16 protein-coding genes and 1 tRNA gene are annotated in these 17659 nt (G+C 29.3%); 5 read left to right on the forward strand and 12 right to left on the reverse strand.

The window, feature by feature from the left end; genetic code table 11:
- Window positions 1–155: 155 nt before the first annotated feature.
- From AJ888_RS07290 to AJ888_RS07305, 4 genes are all read left to right on the forward strand, one after another.
- On the forward strand, window positions 156–971 hold the full coding sequence (locus AJ888_RS07290) for a hypothetical protein (protein ID WP_002861583.1): 816 nt from the start codon (window positions 156–158) through the stop codon (window positions 969–971).
- 163 nt (window positions 972–1134) lie between these two features.
- Window positions 1135–2397 (forward strand): hypothetical protein, encoded by a 1263-nt coding sequence (locus AJ888_RS07295; protein WP_002861584.1) that lies wholly within the window; start codon window positions 1135–1137, stop codon window positions 2395–2397.
- A 12-nt stretch (window positions 2398–2409) separates the two neighbouring features.
- Window positions 2410–2622 (forward strand): hypothetical protein, encoded by a 213-nt coding sequence (locus tag AJ888_RS07300; protein ID WP_002861585.1) that lies wholly within the window; start codon window positions 2410–2412, stop codon window positions 2620–2622.
- A 509-nt stretch (window positions 2623–3131) separates the two neighbouring features.
- Window positions 3132–3206, forward strand: a tRNA-Gly gene (locus AJ888_RS07305).
- 30 nt (window positions 3207–3236) lie between these two features.
- On the opposite strand, the gene abc-f is transcribed toward AJ888_RS07305, so the two are convergent.
- The 10 genes from abc-f to pheS all read right to left on the reverse strand — a co-directional run bounded on the left by abc-f (window position 3237) and on the right by pheS (window position 16391).
- The gene (gene abc-f / locus AJ888_RS07310) at window positions 3237–5168 is read right to left on the reverse strand and encodes a ribosomal protection-like ABC-F family protein (RefSeq protein WP_002861586.1); all 1932 of its coding nucleotides are present in this window, start codon (window positions 5166–5168) and stop codon (window positions 3237–3239) included.
- A 3-nt stretch (window positions 5169–5171) separates the two neighbouring features.
- Window positions 5172–6461 (reverse strand): sensor histidine kinase, encoded by a 1290-nt coding sequence (locus AJ888_RS07315; protein WP_070296223.1) that lies wholly within the window; start codon window positions 6459–6461, stop codon window positions 5172–5174.
- Entirely contained in the window at window positions 6455–7117 is a 663-nt protein-coding gene (locus AJ888_RS07320) for a response regulator transcription factor (RefSeq protein ID WP_044794298.1), read from the reverse strand. Before AJ888_RS07320 ends, AJ888_RS07315 begins: the two co-directional genes overlap by 7 nt.
- A complete protein-coding gene (gene serA / locus AJ888_RS07325) occupies window positions 7104–8687 on the reverse strand; it encodes a phosphoglycerate dehydrogenase (protein WP_044780500.1) in 1584 nt (527 codons plus the stop codon). Before serA ends, AJ888_RS07320 begins: the two co-directional genes overlap by 14 nt.
- Window positions 8684–9172, reverse strand: coding sequence for a hypothetical protein (locus AJ888_RS07330; RefSeq protein WP_002861590.1), 489 nt, complete (start codon window positions 9170–9172; stop codon window positions 8684–8686). Before AJ888_RS07330 ends, serA begins: the two co-directional genes overlap by 4 nt.
- A complete protein-coding gene (locus AJ888_RS07335; RefSeq protein ID WP_002861591.1) occupies window positions 9172–10842 on the reverse strand; it encodes a 30S ribosomal protein S1 in 1671 nt (556 codons plus the stop codon). Before AJ888_RS07335 ends, AJ888_RS07330 begins: the two co-directional genes overlap by 1 nt.
- A 132-nt stretch (window positions 10843–10974) precedes the next feature.
- The gene (locus tag AJ888_RS07340) at window positions 10975–11808 is read right to left on the reverse strand and encodes a 4-hydroxy-3-methylbut-2-enyl diphosphate reductase (protein ID WP_002861592.1); all 834 of its coding nucleotides are present in this window, start codon (window positions 11806–11808) and stop codon (window positions 10975–10977) included.
- The gene (aroA, locus tag AJ888_RS07345) at window positions 11798–13084 is read right to left on the reverse strand and encodes a 3-phosphoshikimate 1-carboxyvinyltransferase (RefSeq protein ID WP_002861593.1); all 1287 of its coding nucleotides are present in this window, start codon (window positions 13082–13084) and stop codon (window positions 11798–11800) included. The genes AJ888_RS07340 and aroA overlap by 11 nt, the downstream gene beginning before the upstream one ends.
- Window positions 13081–15402 carry a phenylalanine--tRNA ligase subunit beta gene (gene pheT, locus AJ888_RS07350; RefSeq protein ID WP_002861594.1) on the reverse strand — a complete coding sequence of 774 codons (2322 nt, stop codon included), beginning with the start codon at window positions 15400–15402 and terminating at the stop codon, window positions 13081–13083. The genes aroA and pheT overlap by 4 nt, the downstream gene beginning before the upstream one ends.
- The gene (pheS, locus tag AJ888_RS07355; RefSeq protein WP_002861595.1) at window positions 15399–16391 is read right to left on the reverse strand and encodes a phenylalanine--tRNA ligase subunit alpha; all 993 of its coding nucleotides are present in this window, start codon (window positions 16389–16391) and stop codon (window positions 15399–15401) included. The genes pheT and pheS overlap by 4 nt, the downstream gene beginning before the upstream one ends.
- Window positions 16392–16514: 123 nt before the next feature.
- Here pheS and AJ888_RS07360 point away from each other — a divergent pair, with 123 nt between their 5' ends.
- A complete protein-coding gene (locus tag AJ888_RS07360) occupies window positions 16515–16880 on the forward strand; it encodes a histidine triad nucleotide-binding protein (protein WP_002861596.1) in 366 nt (121 codons plus the stop codon).
- A gap of 29 nt (window positions 16881–16909) precedes the next feature.
- On the opposite strand, the gene AJ888_RS07365 is transcribed toward AJ888_RS07360, so the two are convergent.
- Complete coding sequence (locus AJ888_RS07365; protein WP_002861597.1) at window positions 16910–17479, reverse strand: DJ-1 family glyoxalase III; 570 nt, start codon at window positions 17477–17479, stop codon at window positions 16910–16912.
- Entirely contained in the window at window positions 17472–17651 is a 180-nt protein-coding gene (locus tag AJ888_RS07370; RefSeq protein WP_010891894.1) for a hypothetical protein, read from the reverse strand. The genes AJ888_RS07365 and AJ888_RS07370 overlap by 8 nt, the downstream gene beginning before the upstream one ends.
- Window positions 17652–17659 lie beyond the last annotated feature (8 nt).

Genomic DNA, 17659 nt, shown 5'->3' on the forward strand with positions numbered 1-17659 from the left:
AGGTAATCAAATCCTCCATCAAGTAGGCGATACTCAAATTGTTACTAAGGGAGATTGTGTTATAATTAAAGCAGGTGGAGTTGAAGTAGTGATAGATTCTAATGGACTTGTGGTTAGAGGTGGAGAGATTAAGGCAGAGTAATAAAGAATAAACAATGAAAAAACCTTTTTACAAACTTAAAAGATTTTATATACCTTGTATAATAATTATTATAATATTTGCCGTGCTTGCAAAATTACTTTATTCTCCTTTATATACGATTTATTGGGGAATGTATCATTATCCTAAAGTTCAACTAGAATTTAAAAACTTTGAAAAAATGACTTTAAATCCAAGCCCTAAGGATATGATTAAAATTGTAAATGATTACCAACCTAAGCTAGAAGATTTTAAAGATTTAAATGTAAAAATGCAAAAGGCTATTTTTGATTTTAAGGTGGCTAAATTATTTGGATTTGAGGATAGGTATTTTGAAGCTTTTATTAAAAGCTGTGCTGGTAACTTCTTTGTTTTACATGGTAAAGAACAAATTTATTTTAATTATCTTAATTTCATAAGCGGTATAAATTCAACTTCCAATGAAAAGCAAAAATATCTAAACTTAAGAGCATCAACTAGAGATTTAGAAAGACAAATTTTTGAAGAAAAACTTAAATTTATAAAACATTATGAAGAATTTTATGATTACTTAGAGGGTGTAGGTTATTTGGATAAGGGAACAGAATATATAGGTACGGCAATTTCTTTTAAAACATTGATTCAAAATGTATTTTTGTCTAATAATGCTCAATTATGCTCTTTTGAAGATAGAAACTTAATGTTTAAAAACATGAAAGAAAATTATGAAATATTTAAAAATTTAGATGTAAAAAATATAGATGATTTAAAGAGAAATATTTATAAAAAAATATTAATTGATATGGAAAATCTCCTAAATGAAACCCAAAAGGCTTTAGATGAATGCAAATAGAAAATGAAATGAAGAAATGTTTAAAAAATTGCACATATTATGGAAGTTGGAAATTTTTAAATCCCAAATTAGATCTCTTGCCAAGTCCTTTATACTATGTTCAGCCAAGTGAGTTAGATTCTAGGATTGTGGCATATTATTTCAGAAAGGAAATTAAATTATAATGACTCCACCACCTTTACCAGATGTAGAAAAACATAAAGATTTCTTACAAACCAGAAAAGAACCTTATGCTATTTATTTAGCCATAAATACAAACATAAAAAGTTATAATAATATTTGTCCTAGCGAGCAATATTTTTGGAAATTTAATGATATGAATGAGCTTGAATGCTATAATCCAAAATTTGGCATATATCTTGGTAAAATTGTTTTTGATAAAAAAGGCAACAAACTCATCCCAAAATACATAGCCACTAAATTTGAAAATTTAGAAGAAGAAGTTAAAAAGATAAAAAATCCCTTATGGCTTGCTAATAAAAATCCTAATTATATTAAACCTAAATTTTATGATGGTATGGATGGGGGTTATTATTTTGAAAGTCCAAATAATTTAGAGTATCAATGTAAAATAGAAAAAGACACTCAAATTTTAAGCCAAGAACAAATCATTTCCTATGTGAAAGAACTTTATAGTAAAAACACAATGATAATAAAAAATTATATTGATGCAATCAATAAAAACCATGGCATAAAACCTTTCGTATTTAGTGATGAAATTTATGATCAATTAGGAGAAGTTGGCATTCTTACAAAAGAACAAGCTAATAATTTTAAAGATAAAAGTTATATTAAAAAAAATCCAATATTGCTTGCTATGCTTGATTATTTAGCAAAACAAAATAAAAAAGATGAAGATTATTTAATCACTTTTGATGATGAGTATTTTTATGCTGATTTGGTTTGGAGTTTAAAAGATTTCTTATTAGAGCTTTCTTATGGTTTGTTTCAAGATGAAACCAAGCTTCTTTTTAATCCTGCAGCTTATATGGATGACACAAAAATAGATTATAAAAATTTAAACGAAGAAATAAATAAGCGTTATGAAAAAATATTGCTTGATATGGGATTTGAAGGAGAAAATGGTTATTTTAATGATTATTATGATTATGGCTTTGGCAATAATGGTATTTTTAAATTTAGCATATATGATTATTTTGCTTATGATGAAATAGGAGTGCGCCCAATTCAACAAAGCCCATATGTTCCTCCTAGAAGCCCTTTTTATAGCCCTAATTTTGTCTATTCTGATGGAAATTATCACGGAGATGCAAAGCTTATCCCTTCTGCTTTAGGAAAGTATTATTTTGAGCTTTCCTATCAGAAAGGAGTTTATATAGAACTTTTACGCCCTTATTATCCAAGCATAAAAGATTTACCAGAAGGTTGGGACAATAAAATGCTAGAAAAAGCTAATTTAAAATAAATATGAGCATCCATGAAAAAACCTTTTTACAAACTTAAAAGATTTTATATACCTTGTGGTGTGCTTATAGCTTTGATTATTTTTATAAGCTTAACTTATCATTTTTTACAACGCCCTTTAGAGCTTATTTTTTGGGATAGATATGATATATCGAAATTATCTATTAATAACAAAGAGAAAAATTTTAAAACAATGAAAACTGTAAATTACTCCTACTTTCGCTAACGCTTAGAAGTAGGAGATTCCTAACTAAAGCCAAGTATTCTTAGCTAGCTCGAAAGGCTTCTTGTTTATAGCTTACACCTAAATTTTCATATAAAATATTAAAACTTATACAAAAATCTTTCATAAATTGTTTCAGAAGTTAAAGAGTTTGTTTGGTATAATTGCATTAAGGGTTTTGCCACAAGGCTGCAACCCTGTGGCATAATCACACCCTAGAAAGGGGGTGAACTATATGACACGACTCATACTTATAATTATACTAATTTGTATAATTACTGTCAAGGCTTATTAGCCTTGCCCCTTTGGGGGTGAGTTTCCCCTTGTGGCTTACCAAACAAACTTTTAACTAAACTTCTCTTCTTCTATTGAATTTCTATATTTGAAAAATTTTATTTTTTAAAAAGTATATGTTAAAGTATATGTTATTTGTATTATTAATTTTTAAAGTATGTTATTTTAGGTATTTTAACTATAAATCACACTACGACCTCGGGCGCCACTTATTTTTTGCGGGAATAGCTCAGGGGTAGAGCACAACCTTGCCAAGGTTGGGGTCGCGAGTTCGAATCTCGTTTCCCGCTCCATAGAGTAAAAAAATATAAAATCTTTATTAATTATAAATTCTCACTTTTCTCTAATACTAAAAAATACTCATTTTCTAGAATTTCAAGTTCTTTTTGCATTACTTCAAGCTCTTGATAAAGCTTGTTAATACCTATTTCTTGATATACATTTGGATCGGATAAATCTTGATTTAATTTAGCTATCTTTTGCTCTAAAAAATCTATTTTTTCAGGATGGTTTTTTAATATCTCATTTTCTTTGTAGCTTAATTTTTTAGAGCTTTTTTCTTTTTGGTTATTATTTTGCTCTTGGGTTTGAAGCTCTAAAGCAAAATTATCCAATTCTTCAATTTCTTTTTCATTTTCAAGATATTCAGTATAAAGAGTGTGTAAAATATTTATATATCCATTTCCCTCAAAAGCATAAAGTTTTGTTGCGATTTTATCAACAAAATATCTATCGTGTGATACTAGCAAAATAGCTCCTTCAAAACTAAGTAAGTATTCTTCTAGTATATTAATCGTAGCTATATCAAGATCATTAGTTGGCTCATCTAAAATCAAAACATCATATTCTTTAGTAAAAAGCAAGGCTAAAGCAACGCGATTTTTCTCTCCGCCACTTAAAAGAGCTACGCTTTTATCTAAAAATTCCTTAGGAAATAAAAAATTTTTCAAATATCCATAAACATGCATATTTTTACCACGAACTTCAACCCTATCTCCTCCATTGGGACAAAAAATTTCAAGCAAGCTTTTATCAGAATTTACCAAGCTTCTAGCCTGATCAAAATATCCTATCTTAAGCTCTCCGCGTTTTATTTCACCGCTATCTTGTTTTATTTGCCCTATAAGAATTTTTAACAATGTCGATTTTCCACAACCATTTCTTCCTACGATAGCTATGCGTTCACCTTGTAAAACACGCGTTGAAAAATCTTTAAAAAGATTTTTATTGTTTATATTTTTGCTTATATTTTTAAGCTCAAAAAGCATTTTTTTACGATTGATCGTTTTTTCTCCATTAAAATTTAAAGCCGCTCTTGAAATTTCAAGTTTTAAGCGTTTGATTGCTCCGGGATTTTTTTTCGCTTCTTCACGCATTTTGAAAATACGTTCTTTTCGTCCTTCATTTCTTTTAAGTCTTGCTTTAACCCCTCTTCTAAGCCATTCTTCTTCACTTTTTAATTGCTTTAAAAGAGCTTCATGGCTCTTAGCAAGGCTTTGTAAAATTTGTGTTTTTTTCTCTAAATAGTTTGCATATCCGCCTTTAAAAATACTAAGTTTACCCTGCTCTATTTCTACACACTTGTGTGCTATAGCGTCAATAAAATATCTATCATGGGAAATAAAAATCACACACATCTTTGAATTTTTTAGCAATTCTTCCAAAAAGCTTGTCATATATACATCTAAATGATTAGTTGGTTCATCAAGCAATAAAATATCAGGATTTTTTAGTAAAAGTATGCAAAGTCCAACGCGGCGTATCTCTCCACCACTTAAAGTAGATATAATGCGACTTTCATACTCAAGCAAACTAAATTCTTTTAAAACGCGTATTATTTTAGATTCTATATTCCAAGCATCTTTACTATCAATCAAAGTCATAAGCGTATCTATTTTTTTAAGATGATCTTTATTACTAGGATCTTCTTCTAATTTTTTATGCAGTATTTCATATTCTTCTAAGGCATTGTAAATTTCTGCAAGCTCTTGCTTGATAGCTTCTTTTACACTTAAATTTGCATTAAAATCAACGGTTTGTGAAAGCATGGCTATGCTTTTTCCATTTTGTCTTATTACTCTACCGCTATCTAAAGGAAGTGTGCCTAAAAGCGTTTTTAAAAAAGTAGTTTTCCCTTCTCCATTTTTGCCTATAATGGCAATCTTTTCTCCCTCGTTTGCACTAAAATTTGCTTCATTTAAAACTATTTTGTCTCCAAATTTTTTTGAAGCTTCGATTAAATCTATAAGAGCCATTTTTTATCCTTGACTGAGTTTAAAGCTAAAACTAGAACCATAGCCTAAAGTGCTAGAAATTTCAAGATAACTTTTATGTATATTTAAAATTTTCTTTACTAAAAAAAGTCCCAAACCAAAAGAATTATCACTTTTTACATCAATTTTATAAAATTTTTTTGTAATCAGTTTTATTTTATCTTCTTCTATGCCTTTTCCAAAATCTTGGACTATTATCTTTTGATCTCTTGCTGTTAAAATGACTTCTTTTTGACTATATTTTAAAGCATTGGAAAGCAAATTTATAATCACTTGCTCGATTAAAAATTCATCAGCCTTAACTTTCGTGCTTTTACCTTGCAATACAACTCTTTCAAAGCCTGGGTTTTTAGTGATTTTTTCACATAGAGAAAAAAGATCAAATTCTTGCATTTGCAAGGCTTCACTATTAAGATTAAAAACAAAATTAAGCTTATGGGTCAAAGCATTAAGTTTAATGCTTTGGCGCGAAATTTTTTCTAGCAATTCCTTTTTTAATTTTTTATCTTCCAATTCCTCGTCTTTTAGCATCTCTAAGCTAAGATCAATCACGCTTAATGGATTTTTAAGCTCATGAGAAATAGCAGAAATCACGCTAGCAAGCTGAGTATTTTTTAAAGTAATTTTATCGCTTTGTTTTTTATTTTTTTGGGTATTCTTTAGAATTTTATCCTTAGTTTTTAAAAGCTTCTCATTTAGCAAATTAAATTCTTTAAACATTCCTTTTTCTAATATAACAACTTTATGATCCCCTATAGAATCCAAAAAATCCAAAATTTTATTAAAATTTTTCTCTATTTTTCTACCTAACAACAACATTAAAATAAAAACAAACAGCAAGCATACTCCAAAACCGATTGCTATTTTTGTCCAAAAAAGTTCTAAATCTAAAAAACGAGGATAAACAATAATAATATATTTATATCCTTTGTAAATAAAGCTTTTAGTGAGAATTTTTTTTGAATTGAAATTTAAAATTTCTCCTTCTTTAAGATTAGAAAAAAAATCAGGATTTTTTACAGAACTTATTTTCATATCATTGTTTAGGATAATAAAATCAGCCCTAGTATCTTTAGCAAAATCCTTGATATTAGCATCATTTAAATGCTCTAAGAGAGAAAACTTTAAAACATCATCAAGGCTTTTGATTTTTTGTTCATATTGTTTTATAAGCAAGAAATTAAGATAAGAATTAGTAAAAGTATAAAAAATAAACCCAAAAATCAAAGCCAATACAACAAAAAAAACTATAAAAATATTTTTAGTTTTTAGCATAATTTATAGCCAATACCCCTAACACTTATAATATGATCTTTTAGTTTTGGAAATTTATTTCTAAGTCTTGTTAGAGCTATATTGATTGTTTTATCACTTGTAGTATCATCTTTCCAAACACTTTCGCTTAAAAATTGTCTAGTAAGCAAGGTATTTGGATTTTCAAAAAAATATTTTAAAAGCTCATAGTCAAGATTTGAGATTTCTAATTTTTGATTTTTGTAAAAGAATTCATAATTAGCCAAATCTAAAATAAAATCACCAAAAGATAGTTTTTCTTCTTCTTTTTTATGGCGTTTTAAAATTGCTTTAATGCGAAGTAAAAGCTCATTAAAATCAAAAGGTTTACAAACATAATCATCACAACCACTTTCAAAGCCTTCGAGCAAATCTTGATGCAAAGCTTTGGCTGTAAGAAAAATAACTGCTTCTTTATATCCTTGCTCTCTTAAATCTTGAATTTTTTCTAAAGAATCTCCACTGGGCAAATTTCTATCGACTATTAAAAGATCGATTTGCTCATTATCGAGCAAATCTTCAACTCCAAAAAAATCCACTAAAGATATAACTTCATAACCACTAGATTTTAACTTTAAAACAAGCAGTTCGTTTAAATCTATATCATCTTCTATAATTAAAATTTTAAATTTCAACATATTGGACAAATACACACGCCTCTAATTGTTTTAGTTCATCTAATACTTCTTTTTGAACTTTTTCATCAATCAAAACAACAGCCAAAGCATACCCAAAACCATCTCTACCAAGCCTAAAATCAGCTATATTGATATTTTTAGCTGCCAAAACGGAGCTGATTTTAGCTATAACTCCTGGTATGTCTTTGTTTTTAAAAATAATCATTTTTCCTTTTGGCTTAAAATCAGTTTTAAAGCCATTTAATCCAACTATGCGTTGTTCATTTTCATTAAACACTGTTCCTGAAACACTGATATTTGAATTTTCGGTGATAATTTTAACGCTAAGTTTATTATTATAACCACTATTTGGAAGAGTTTCGCAAGATAATTCAACTCCTTTTTCTTTGGCAACAAATTCTGCATTAACATAATTAATTTTCTCTCCTAAAATTCCACCCAAAGCACCAACAGCTGCAAAGGTTAGCATAGAATTTGCATACTCGCCAATAATTCCTTCAGCCTCTAATTTAATACTTTTTATAGGATTTTTATCAATTTGAACAGCTAAAAAAGCCATTTTAGAAACAAGTTCTATATAAGGAGCTACAAAAGGTGGTAAATCTTCGGTTTTAATTGGCAAATTTAAGGCATTAGGATAAGCCACGCCTCGTGCTGCACTTAGTGCTTGCTCACAAGCTTCTCTTGCGATATTGTCTTGACTTTCTAAAGTATTTGCTCCTAGGTGAGAAGTAACTGAAATATTTTCAAAGTCTAAAAGAGGATGATTAGTCGCAGGTTCTTTATTGAATACATCTATACCAAGCCATGCTATTTTACCACTTTTTAAACCTTCATATAAAGCCTCTTCTGTGTACAATCCTCCGCGAGCACAATTTATTAATCTTATTCCATCTTTCATTTTTGCAATTTCTTGCTTTCCTATCATACCATTGGTTTCTTTGGTTTTTGGTGTGTGAATGGTAATAAAATCACTTTTTTCTAAAATTTCATCCAAATTTTTTGCTTGCTCCATATCTAAATCTGTAATCTTAGAAGCAGAAATATACGGATCGTAGGCTAAAATTTTCATACCAAATGCTTTAGCACGGATAGCTACTCTTGAACCTATATTTCCAAAACCTATAACCCCTAGCGTTTTGTTCATCAGTTCAATGCCATACCATTTTTCTCTTTCCCATTTTCTTTCAATTTTTAAAAAATTATGAGCATTGACAAAGCTTCTAGCTGATGTTAAAAGATGTACCATTGTTAGTTCAACTGCGGCAATAGTATTTGCAGTTGGGACATTCATCACAATCACTCCTCTTTTAGAACACTCTGGAATATCAACATTATCTACGCCCACCCCAGCACGCACAAGCGCTTTTAATTTTTTGGCATGATTTAAGAAATTTATATCTACATCTGTAGAACTTCTAGTAATAGCAACTTCAACATCGCTTAGCATTTGCATAAGTTCATCTTTTGGAACTTTTGCAGCTTCTATAAGCTCAATATCTTCAGCTTTTCTTAGAATATCGATACCTTTATCCAAAATAGCATCACATACTATAATCTTTTTTTTCATAACCAAATTTCCTTTACTTCTGTATTTATTTTATATTTTTTTAATTCTTTGATAATATCATCTATAAGTTTTTCATTACCTGTATCCAAAAAGATTTCTGGACTATCACCTGATTTAAGAAGAAAATACTTCACATTAAAAGAATTTAAAGTCTGTCTTAAGCAAAACATAGAATAAATATCATATTTTCCAACTATAAGTTGATAATATTTATTTTTCTCCTTAAGCTCGCTAGTATCCGCATCAAAATATAAGGTAAATTTTTCTGCTGCTGGGGTAAAATCTCGTGTAGGCCATTTTGCTAATTCTTCTTGCCATGAAAGATCTTGATTTTGGGTTTGAATGCTTGGCTGCGTATTTGTATCTTTAGCAAATTGTGGAATGAAATTTACATTAGCTTTAAATTGCCAAAGCAATGTAACAACAACAGCAAGCAAAATGAGTAATAAAATACTCAAAATGCTTATTGTAATGTATTTTTTCATTAAGTTAGCTGATCTTTAATGATATCACCTAAAGTCACTTTATCATCATTATTGATTTCATTAAGAACTTCTCTTTCTTTCATTCTAACAAGATTTTTAACACTTAGGCGAATTCTATTTTTCTTTTCATCAATAAAAACTATAGCAGCTTCAATATCGTCGCCAATTTTCAAATTTTCAAGCATAGAAGTGCTTATATCTTCTTTATGAATTAAAGCATCAACATTTTTACTTAGCTCTACAAAAACACCAAAATCTTTAATATCACGGATAGCGCCTTTTACAATATCGCCGACTTTATGAATTTTGGCATATTCTTGAACTGGAGAGCTACTTAATTCTTTTGCGCTTAATGATATTTTTTGGTTTTCTTCATCTATTTTGATAATTTTTACTTTGATTTTATCCCCTTGAGAGAATTTGTCTTTGCATTTATCATTTCTATCCCAAGAAGCATCTTCATTATGCAACAAACCTTCAATACCGCCAAGTCTAACAAACGCACCAAAAGAAGTTACTGAGGTAATTTCTCCCTCAACCACATCTGCAATTTTGTAAGATTTCATAAATTCATCAAAAGGTCTAGAAAGTAAATTTCTTAAAGAAACTCTTAAGCGTCTTTCATTTGGATTGATTTCAATTACTTCAACATCAATTTCTTGGCCTTTATTGATATAATCTTTTGGATTTTTAATATTTTTATCCCAAGAAATTTCACTGATATGTAAAAATCCTTCTATATCATTTCCTAAATCCACAAAAGCACCGTAAGGCTCTATATTTGATACTATTACTTTAATGGTATCACCTACATCAAGAGTATCTTTTATCTCACTCCATGGATCAGGTAAAGCCGCTTTTATAGATAAGGATAAATGTTTGCGTTCTTTATCATACTTTATAACTTTAACTGGAACTTTATCGCCCTCTTTATAAAGTGTTCCAGGATTTACAGGTCCTTTGTAAGAAATTTCGCTGTAATGAACAAGGCCATCAACACCTCCTACATCTACAAACATACCATAGGTGGTAATTTTTTTCACAATACCTTCAATTAAATCTTCTTGTTGTGCTACATTATTGATCAATTCTTTGCGTTTTCTTCTCTCCTCATCTAAAGTTTTTTTACGAGAAACAATGATACTTTGCTCATCTTTGTCGATTTTAATAATTTTAACTTTAAACGTTTTGCCTATAATGTTATTTGTTTCTTTGAAGCCATATTGAGATTTTGGCAAGAAAAATTCAACATCATTTTCATCAACAACTATCAATCCGCCTTTATTTTTTCCAACTACTTTTACGGTAAAAATATCATCTTGATTTTCTTGATAGTTTTTAATAAATTCAATAACTTTTTCTTTTCTCAAAGCTTTTTTATGAGAAAGTAAAGATCTGCCACCACGAGAACCCATAACAGCAACTTTAATACTATCGCCTACATTAAATAATAGCTTAGAATTATCATCTTGTATTTCACTAAGAGCTAAAATACCTTCAGATTTTTTGCCTATATCTACATAAACTTCATCATTTTTAATCTCTACAATCACACCCTCTGTTGTAGTCTCTTCTCTTGATTTATCGAAAGCCTCTAAAAGCAGTCCAAAATCTTCTTCCTCAAGATAATCATCTACGCCGCCTTGAACTTTTTTGTTCACCTCGCTCATTATGGTCCTTTAAAATAATTTTTAGAAATTGATTGATTTTACCTTATTTTTCTTTAATTAGTGTTAAGTTTTTTTATTTTTATTAATTTTTTTTAAATTTTTGACTTTTTTATTCTATATTGAAAACATTTTTTAATTAATTTTAAAATTTTCTATTTTGGCGATAACTTTTTGTATGATCCAATCAGGAGTACTAGCGCCTGCGCTAATACCACAATGTTTTTTATCTAAAAACCATTCTTTTTTTAACTCTTCTTCGGTTTCAATTAGATAACTATCTTCACAATTAGTTTTTGCAATCAAAAAAAGTTGTTTTGTATTGGCTGAGTTTTTACCCCCTACAACAACCATAACATCACTTTTAAGCGAGAGTTCTTTAATAGCATCTTGATTTTTAAAAGTTGCATCACATATAGTATTAAAAACTCTTACTTCTTTGGTTTTAAGTATTAAAAAATTTACTATCTCCATAAAATGTTCAGGCTTCTTAGTTGTTTGGCTTACTACAGCTATTTTATTAGGAAGTTTTATATGTTGAAGCTCTTTTTTATCCAAAACTACATAAGCTTTTGTGCTTACATAACTTTTTACTCCTTTAACTTCGGGATGATTTTCATCTCCAAAAATAACAACTTCATAACCCTCCTTGCTCATTTGCTCGCAAATTTGTTGTGGCTTTGTAACAAAAGGACAAGTGGCATCAAAAATTTCTATATCTTTTTTTCTCAATTCTTCTAAATCTTGCTTTGTAATACCATGAGTTCTTATAATAGCCTTTTTTTCATTGCTTAAAGCTTTTATATTTTCCAAAGTTTTGACATTAAAATTTTTTTGTAAACGAGAAATTTCTTCGTTATTATGAATAAGAGGACCTATAGTTGCGGCATCTTTTATTTGTTCTGCTTTTTTAATAGCTCTTTTAACACCAAAACAAAAACCATAGTTTTTTGCTAATTCAATAATCAATCCTAGCTCCTAAATTTGATAAAATCTCTATAAAATTTGGAAAAGAAGTTTTTATACAATCACTATCATCAATTTCAACTCCACAAAGCAAACCTAAAATAGCAAAACTCATAGCAATACGGTGATCTCCATAGCTTTTAATTTTTGAAGATTTTAGTTCGCATCTACCTTCTATTTCAAAACCATCATCAAGTTCTCTAGCTTCAACACCACAAAGCTTTAGATTTTCAACCATCGCAGTAATTCTATCGCTTTCTTTAACGCGTAATTCTTTAGCATTTATTAAACTAGATTTACCCTTAGCCAAAGCAAAAGCTATAGCCAAAGCAGGCGCTTCATCTATCAACCAAGCGATATTATCTTTAACTTCTATGCCATTAAGCTTGCTAGACTCCACCCTGATCTCACCAATAGTTTCAAAATCATTTTGAGTTATTGTCATTTCAAGTTTGGCACCCATTTTTTGCAAAATTTTATACGCCTCTATACGAGTAGGATTAAGTAAAATATTTTTTAAAATAATTTGAGATTTAGGCAAAATAATAGCTGCTAAAACAAAATAAAAAGCCGAAGAAGGATCATTAGGAATGATTATATTTTGAGCTTTTAAAGGTTTTTTTAAAGGACTTATTTCAAGACTTAAGCCATCATTACTAACCCTTATTGGAGCTTTCATAGCCTTTAGCATGTTTTCACTATGATTTCGACTAAGAGAAATTTCACTAAAAGTGCATATATTATCAGCTCTAAAAGCAGATAAAATCATAGCTGTTTTAACTTGAGCCGAAGAAATTTCGCTTTTATAGTTAAAAGCTTTTAATTTTTGACCTTCTATACAAAGTGGAGCTAAATTTGCCTCATTTCTTCCATAAATTCTAGCGCCTATTTGAGTAAGTGGTTTGCTTATCCTTCTCATAGGACGATTATTCAAATACTTATCTCCACTTAAAACAAAAAAACCAGAAATTCCTGCTAAAAATCCTATCATCAAACGCATAGCGGTTCCTGAATTTCCACAGTCTAAAATACAATTTGGAGATAAAATTTCTTTAGGGGGTATAATTTTGACGCAAGAATCTTTTTCTTCAATTTTAGCTCCAAGATTTTTTATAATTTCAAGAGTGTTTAAAGTATCTTGAGCTAAGAGATAATTTTGAGCCTTATTTTCTTCTTGTGTTAAAAGCGAAAATATAGCAAAACGATGAGATATGCTTTTATCTGCTGCTATATTTTCAAGTGTAGCATTTACAGGGGTTTGCAATTTGTAAATTTTCATCTTAAATCAAGACCTAAATTTTTAAGAGTATTTAAAATTTTACCCATGCATTCATTTACTTGATTATCTTCTAGAGTTTTATTTATATCTCTAAAAGAAAAACTCATAGTAATGCTATAAAATTCTTTAAGGTTTTCATCACTATAAATATCAACTAAACGAAAATTTTCAAGTATTTCTAAATTTAATTCTTCGATACAATTTTTAATCTGATTGTATTCAAAACCTTTAGGTATTAACACGCTAAGATCTCTAGTGATAGCTGGGAATTTGGAGTAAGGCTTAGCTATTTTAAAATCTTGCTTAATTAAATCTAAATCAAGTTCGCAAATATATGTTTTTGGCAAATCCCTCTCATTTTCTATTTTTAAATGCAAACGGCCTATAAAACCTACTTTAATATTCGATAGATAAATATCTGCTTGTTCATAAGGGCTTAAAATATTATATTTTGATGATTTTAGTTTAAAATCGCCTATAATATTTTTAATGTCTAAAAGAAAATCATAAAATTGCACCGATTCAGGTTTTGCCTTATTAGAAATTTTAGCTTCTTCTTTTAAGCCAGAATGGATAAATGCGATACGATTTAATTCTTGATTATTGACATTGAAAACAACCCCTAGTTCAAAAAGTTTAATAATTTTTTTAGAATTTTTTGCATTTAAACTTGCTGCATTCAATAAATGATTTAAAAGGGTTGTTCTTAAAGTATTAAGTTCTGCTGTAATTGGATTGATTAGTTTTAATTTAACAGAGTCAAAACCCAATCTTTTAAGTTCTTCTTCATTGTCTAAAACATAATGTAAGCTTTCAAAATAACCACTAGCTACTGCTCTTTTCCTTAAATTTAAAAACTCAATATAATTTTTATATGCAGAATTTAAACGATTTTTTTCTACAAATTCTAAACCCTTGGAAGCAATATTATCAATACCTATAATTCTTACAACTTCTTCGCAAATATCTGATAAATTTTTAATATCAGGACGATGTAAAGGTGCTTTAACATTTATAAGCCCTTCGCCTGAAAGTATAAGTTCAAAACCTAATTTTTTCAATATTTTTAATACTTCATCTTTATCAACATTTTGCCCTATTATATCGCCAATACTTTCAATACTTATTGGTATGATTGGTAATTCTTTGTCGGTTAAAATTTGTTGAGAAGAACTATAAATAACAAGATTTGGAATCTGCTCAAAAATACTAAGTAAAAAATCCATTCCTAAATTTAATTTAGGCTCACTTCCCCTAAAACTTCTATAAAGTATTTTTTCATCTTGATCTTTATGATATATTTTAGCATCTGCAATCACCAATGGATCGGTATAATTAGCCTCAATAATAATTATTTTAGAATCATCTTTGCATCTACTTTCATTATTTTGGAAAATTCCGCTAAAGCTTAAAAGTTTATCTTTGTAAGATACTTTTGTTTCTCCATGCATTTGCTTGCTTAAATTGATGGTAAATTCTTCATCTTTTTCAGAAAAACTACTTAAATCATAAGCATTAAAAAGAACACCAGTTGAATGCGTTGCATAATTTAATAAATTTTCTATGGAATTTTTTCCCAAACTTTCAATTTGAGCAAGTCTTAAACTAAGCAATAAATTTGTTTGAATTTCTTCTTTTAGCTCTATGGCTCGATAATTATAAAGTCCATTAAGTTCTTTCTCAGCTGCTAAGCGCAAAATTCTACCAATACCTAAAACATTTTCACTTTCTTTGAATGGTTTTGGTTCTTTTAAATTTAAATTTAAAGCTGTAGCTAAATCACGAGCAATGCCATAAATACTTAAACAATCACCCCTATTAGGAGTAAGTTCTACTTCTATTAGTTCATCATTAAAAATTTCATAAGTATTTAAAGGTCTCCCAAGTTCTAATTTCCCTATACTCTCATCTAAAAGCATAATTCCTTCATTGATTTTTTCAAAACCCAGTTCTAAACTAGAACAAAGCATACCACAAGAATCCACTCCTCGTAATTTTGCTTCTTTTATTTCCATACCGTTTGGCATGATAGCACCTTTAGTTGCAACAGCTACAAATTGTCCTGCATCAACATTCGCAGCACCGCAGACAATTTGCAAGGTTTCACTTCCGATATCAACTTGACAAATGCTTAATTTATCTGAATTTTCATGTTTAATTTTTTCCTTAACATAGCCTACAACAACTTTATCTGGAGCCTTTAAAGCGCCAACTCTATCAACTTCTATACCTATAGAGTTTAAAGTTTTAGCTATTTTATCTGAACTTATTTCTTCAAGTTCTAACCAATCATTCAGCCAACTTTTAGTAATTATCATCTAAACTGCTCCAATAATCTTAAATCACCTTCAAATAAAGATCTTAAATCTGGAATTTGATGCAAAAGCATTGCAAAACGTTCTACTCCTAATCCAAAAGCATAGCCACTTACATTTTCATAGCCAACAAAATTATAAACATTAGGATCAACTATTCCACATCCTAAAACTTCGAGCCAACCTGTATGTTTGCAAACTCTACAACCCTTTCCTTTGCAAAATACACAAGAAATATCAACTTCAGCAGAAGGTTCTGTAAATGGGAAAAAACTTGGACGAAAACGAACTTTCACATCTCCAAACATATAACGCAAAAAATCTTCCAATACACTTTTTAAATTTGCAAAGCTAACCTTTCGCCCTTCTTCCACCACAAGGCCTTCAACTTGATGAAACATAGGAGTATGCGTAATATCAAAATCTCTTCTAAATACAGCACCAGGGGCTATCATCCTAATAGGAGGTTTTTGTGTAAGCATTGTCCGTATTTGCACTGGCGAAGTTTGTGTTCTTAAAAGCCTTTTATCATCAAAATAAAACGTATCTTGCATATCTCTTGCAGGGTGAGATTTAGGTAAATTTAACGCTTCAAAATTATGAAAGTCATCTTCTATTAAAGGCCCTTTTTCTATGCTAAAATTCAAAGCTATAAAATACTCTATGATTTTATCCATGGTGCTCATAACAGGATGCAAGGCACCTGTTGTAATACTTTCATCAAAATAGTTAAAATTTAAAGCATCTTGTTTCATTCTTTCTTCTAAAGCAAGATTTTCCAAATCTTTAAATTTAGCTAAATAAGCCTCATTAAATATTTCTTTTTGTGCATTTAGTTTAGCAGCAAATTCTTTTTTCGCCTCATCTTCTAACTCTTTAAGCTTTGTAAAGCCTTCTGTTAAAATACCTTTTTTTCCAAGAACGGAAATCCTAATGGCTTCCAAATCATTTAAATTCTCACATTTTTGAATCTGTTCTATAAAATTTTGCAATTTTCTTACCTTAAAATAAAATATTTCAAGTTCTAATTCTATTAAAAACTATTTTAAATTCAGCATAAAAACCAAACTTTAAAGATATAATTGTATCAAACCAACAATAAAAAAGGATAAATAATGCAAGAAAAAACAATTTTTGAACTCATAGTTGAAGGTAAACTTCCATGCAATAAAGTGCTTGAAAGTGACGATTTTCTAGCATTTCATGATATTGCACCCAAAGCACCCATACATATACTTATAATCCCTAAAAAACATTTTAAAGACTTTCAAGAATTTAATCCTGAACTTATGGCCAAAATGACAAGTTTCATACAAGAACTAGCTGTTCTTTTAGGTGTGGATAAAAGTGGATATCGCTTGGTAACAAACTGTGGAAAAAATAGTGGACAAGAAGTTTTTCATTTACATTTTCATATGCTTGGAGGTTTTGAACTGCCTAAGGAAAAAACAAAAAAAGAAAATCCTCAAGCTTTATTTTAATTTAAATGGTAGAAAAACTACCATTTAAACTATTTTGTCAAAGGTAGCAACATTCCCTCGTATAATTTTTGATAAATTTCATCACCGCATAACTTTTTAGCTAGTTCTAAACCAAAAAGAATTGCCGTAGCTGGACCTGCTGAAGTTATAACATTTTTATTTACAACTACAGCCTTGTTAACACGATTTCCATTAAGTCCAACTTCACAACTAGGATAGCAAGCAAACTCGCCCTCTAAAACACCTGCTTCATTTAAGACTATAGGAGAAGCACAGATTGCAGCAACAATTTTATTGTTGCTATGAAGCTGTTTAATGATATTTAAAATAACATTTGAATTCTTAAGATTCATCATACCTTCAAAGCCACCCGCCAAAGCAATGGCATCTAAATTTTCTATATCAACATCCTCTATAGAACAATCTGCTTTTATACTAATACCATTAGCACCCTTTACCAATAACTCACTATTTAGCGAAGCTATAACAACTTCCAAATCTGGATTTAATTCTCTTGCTCGTTTTAAAACATCCGCAATTCCTATAAATTCAGCTTCCTCAAAACCTTGAGCCAATGGAATTAATACTTTTTTACTCATTTTGTTCTCCTTTTTTATATTTTTTAAATCTTTCTTCTCTTTCTTTGTTTTTTTGCATCATTTGATGATTGAATCCTATGACCAAAACAATCATTAAAAACACAAAAATAACTATTAGAATGAAATCTAAAATTTCCATAAATACAACCTTATTTTTGGGAAATTCTAACACATTTTTTT

This window comes from Campylobacter sp. BCW_6467, from assembly GCF_001762855.1.
GTDB classification, from domain to species: domain Bacteria; phylum Campylobacterota; class Campylobacteria; order Campylobacterales; family Campylobacteraceae; genus Campylobacter_D; species Campylobacter_D jejuni.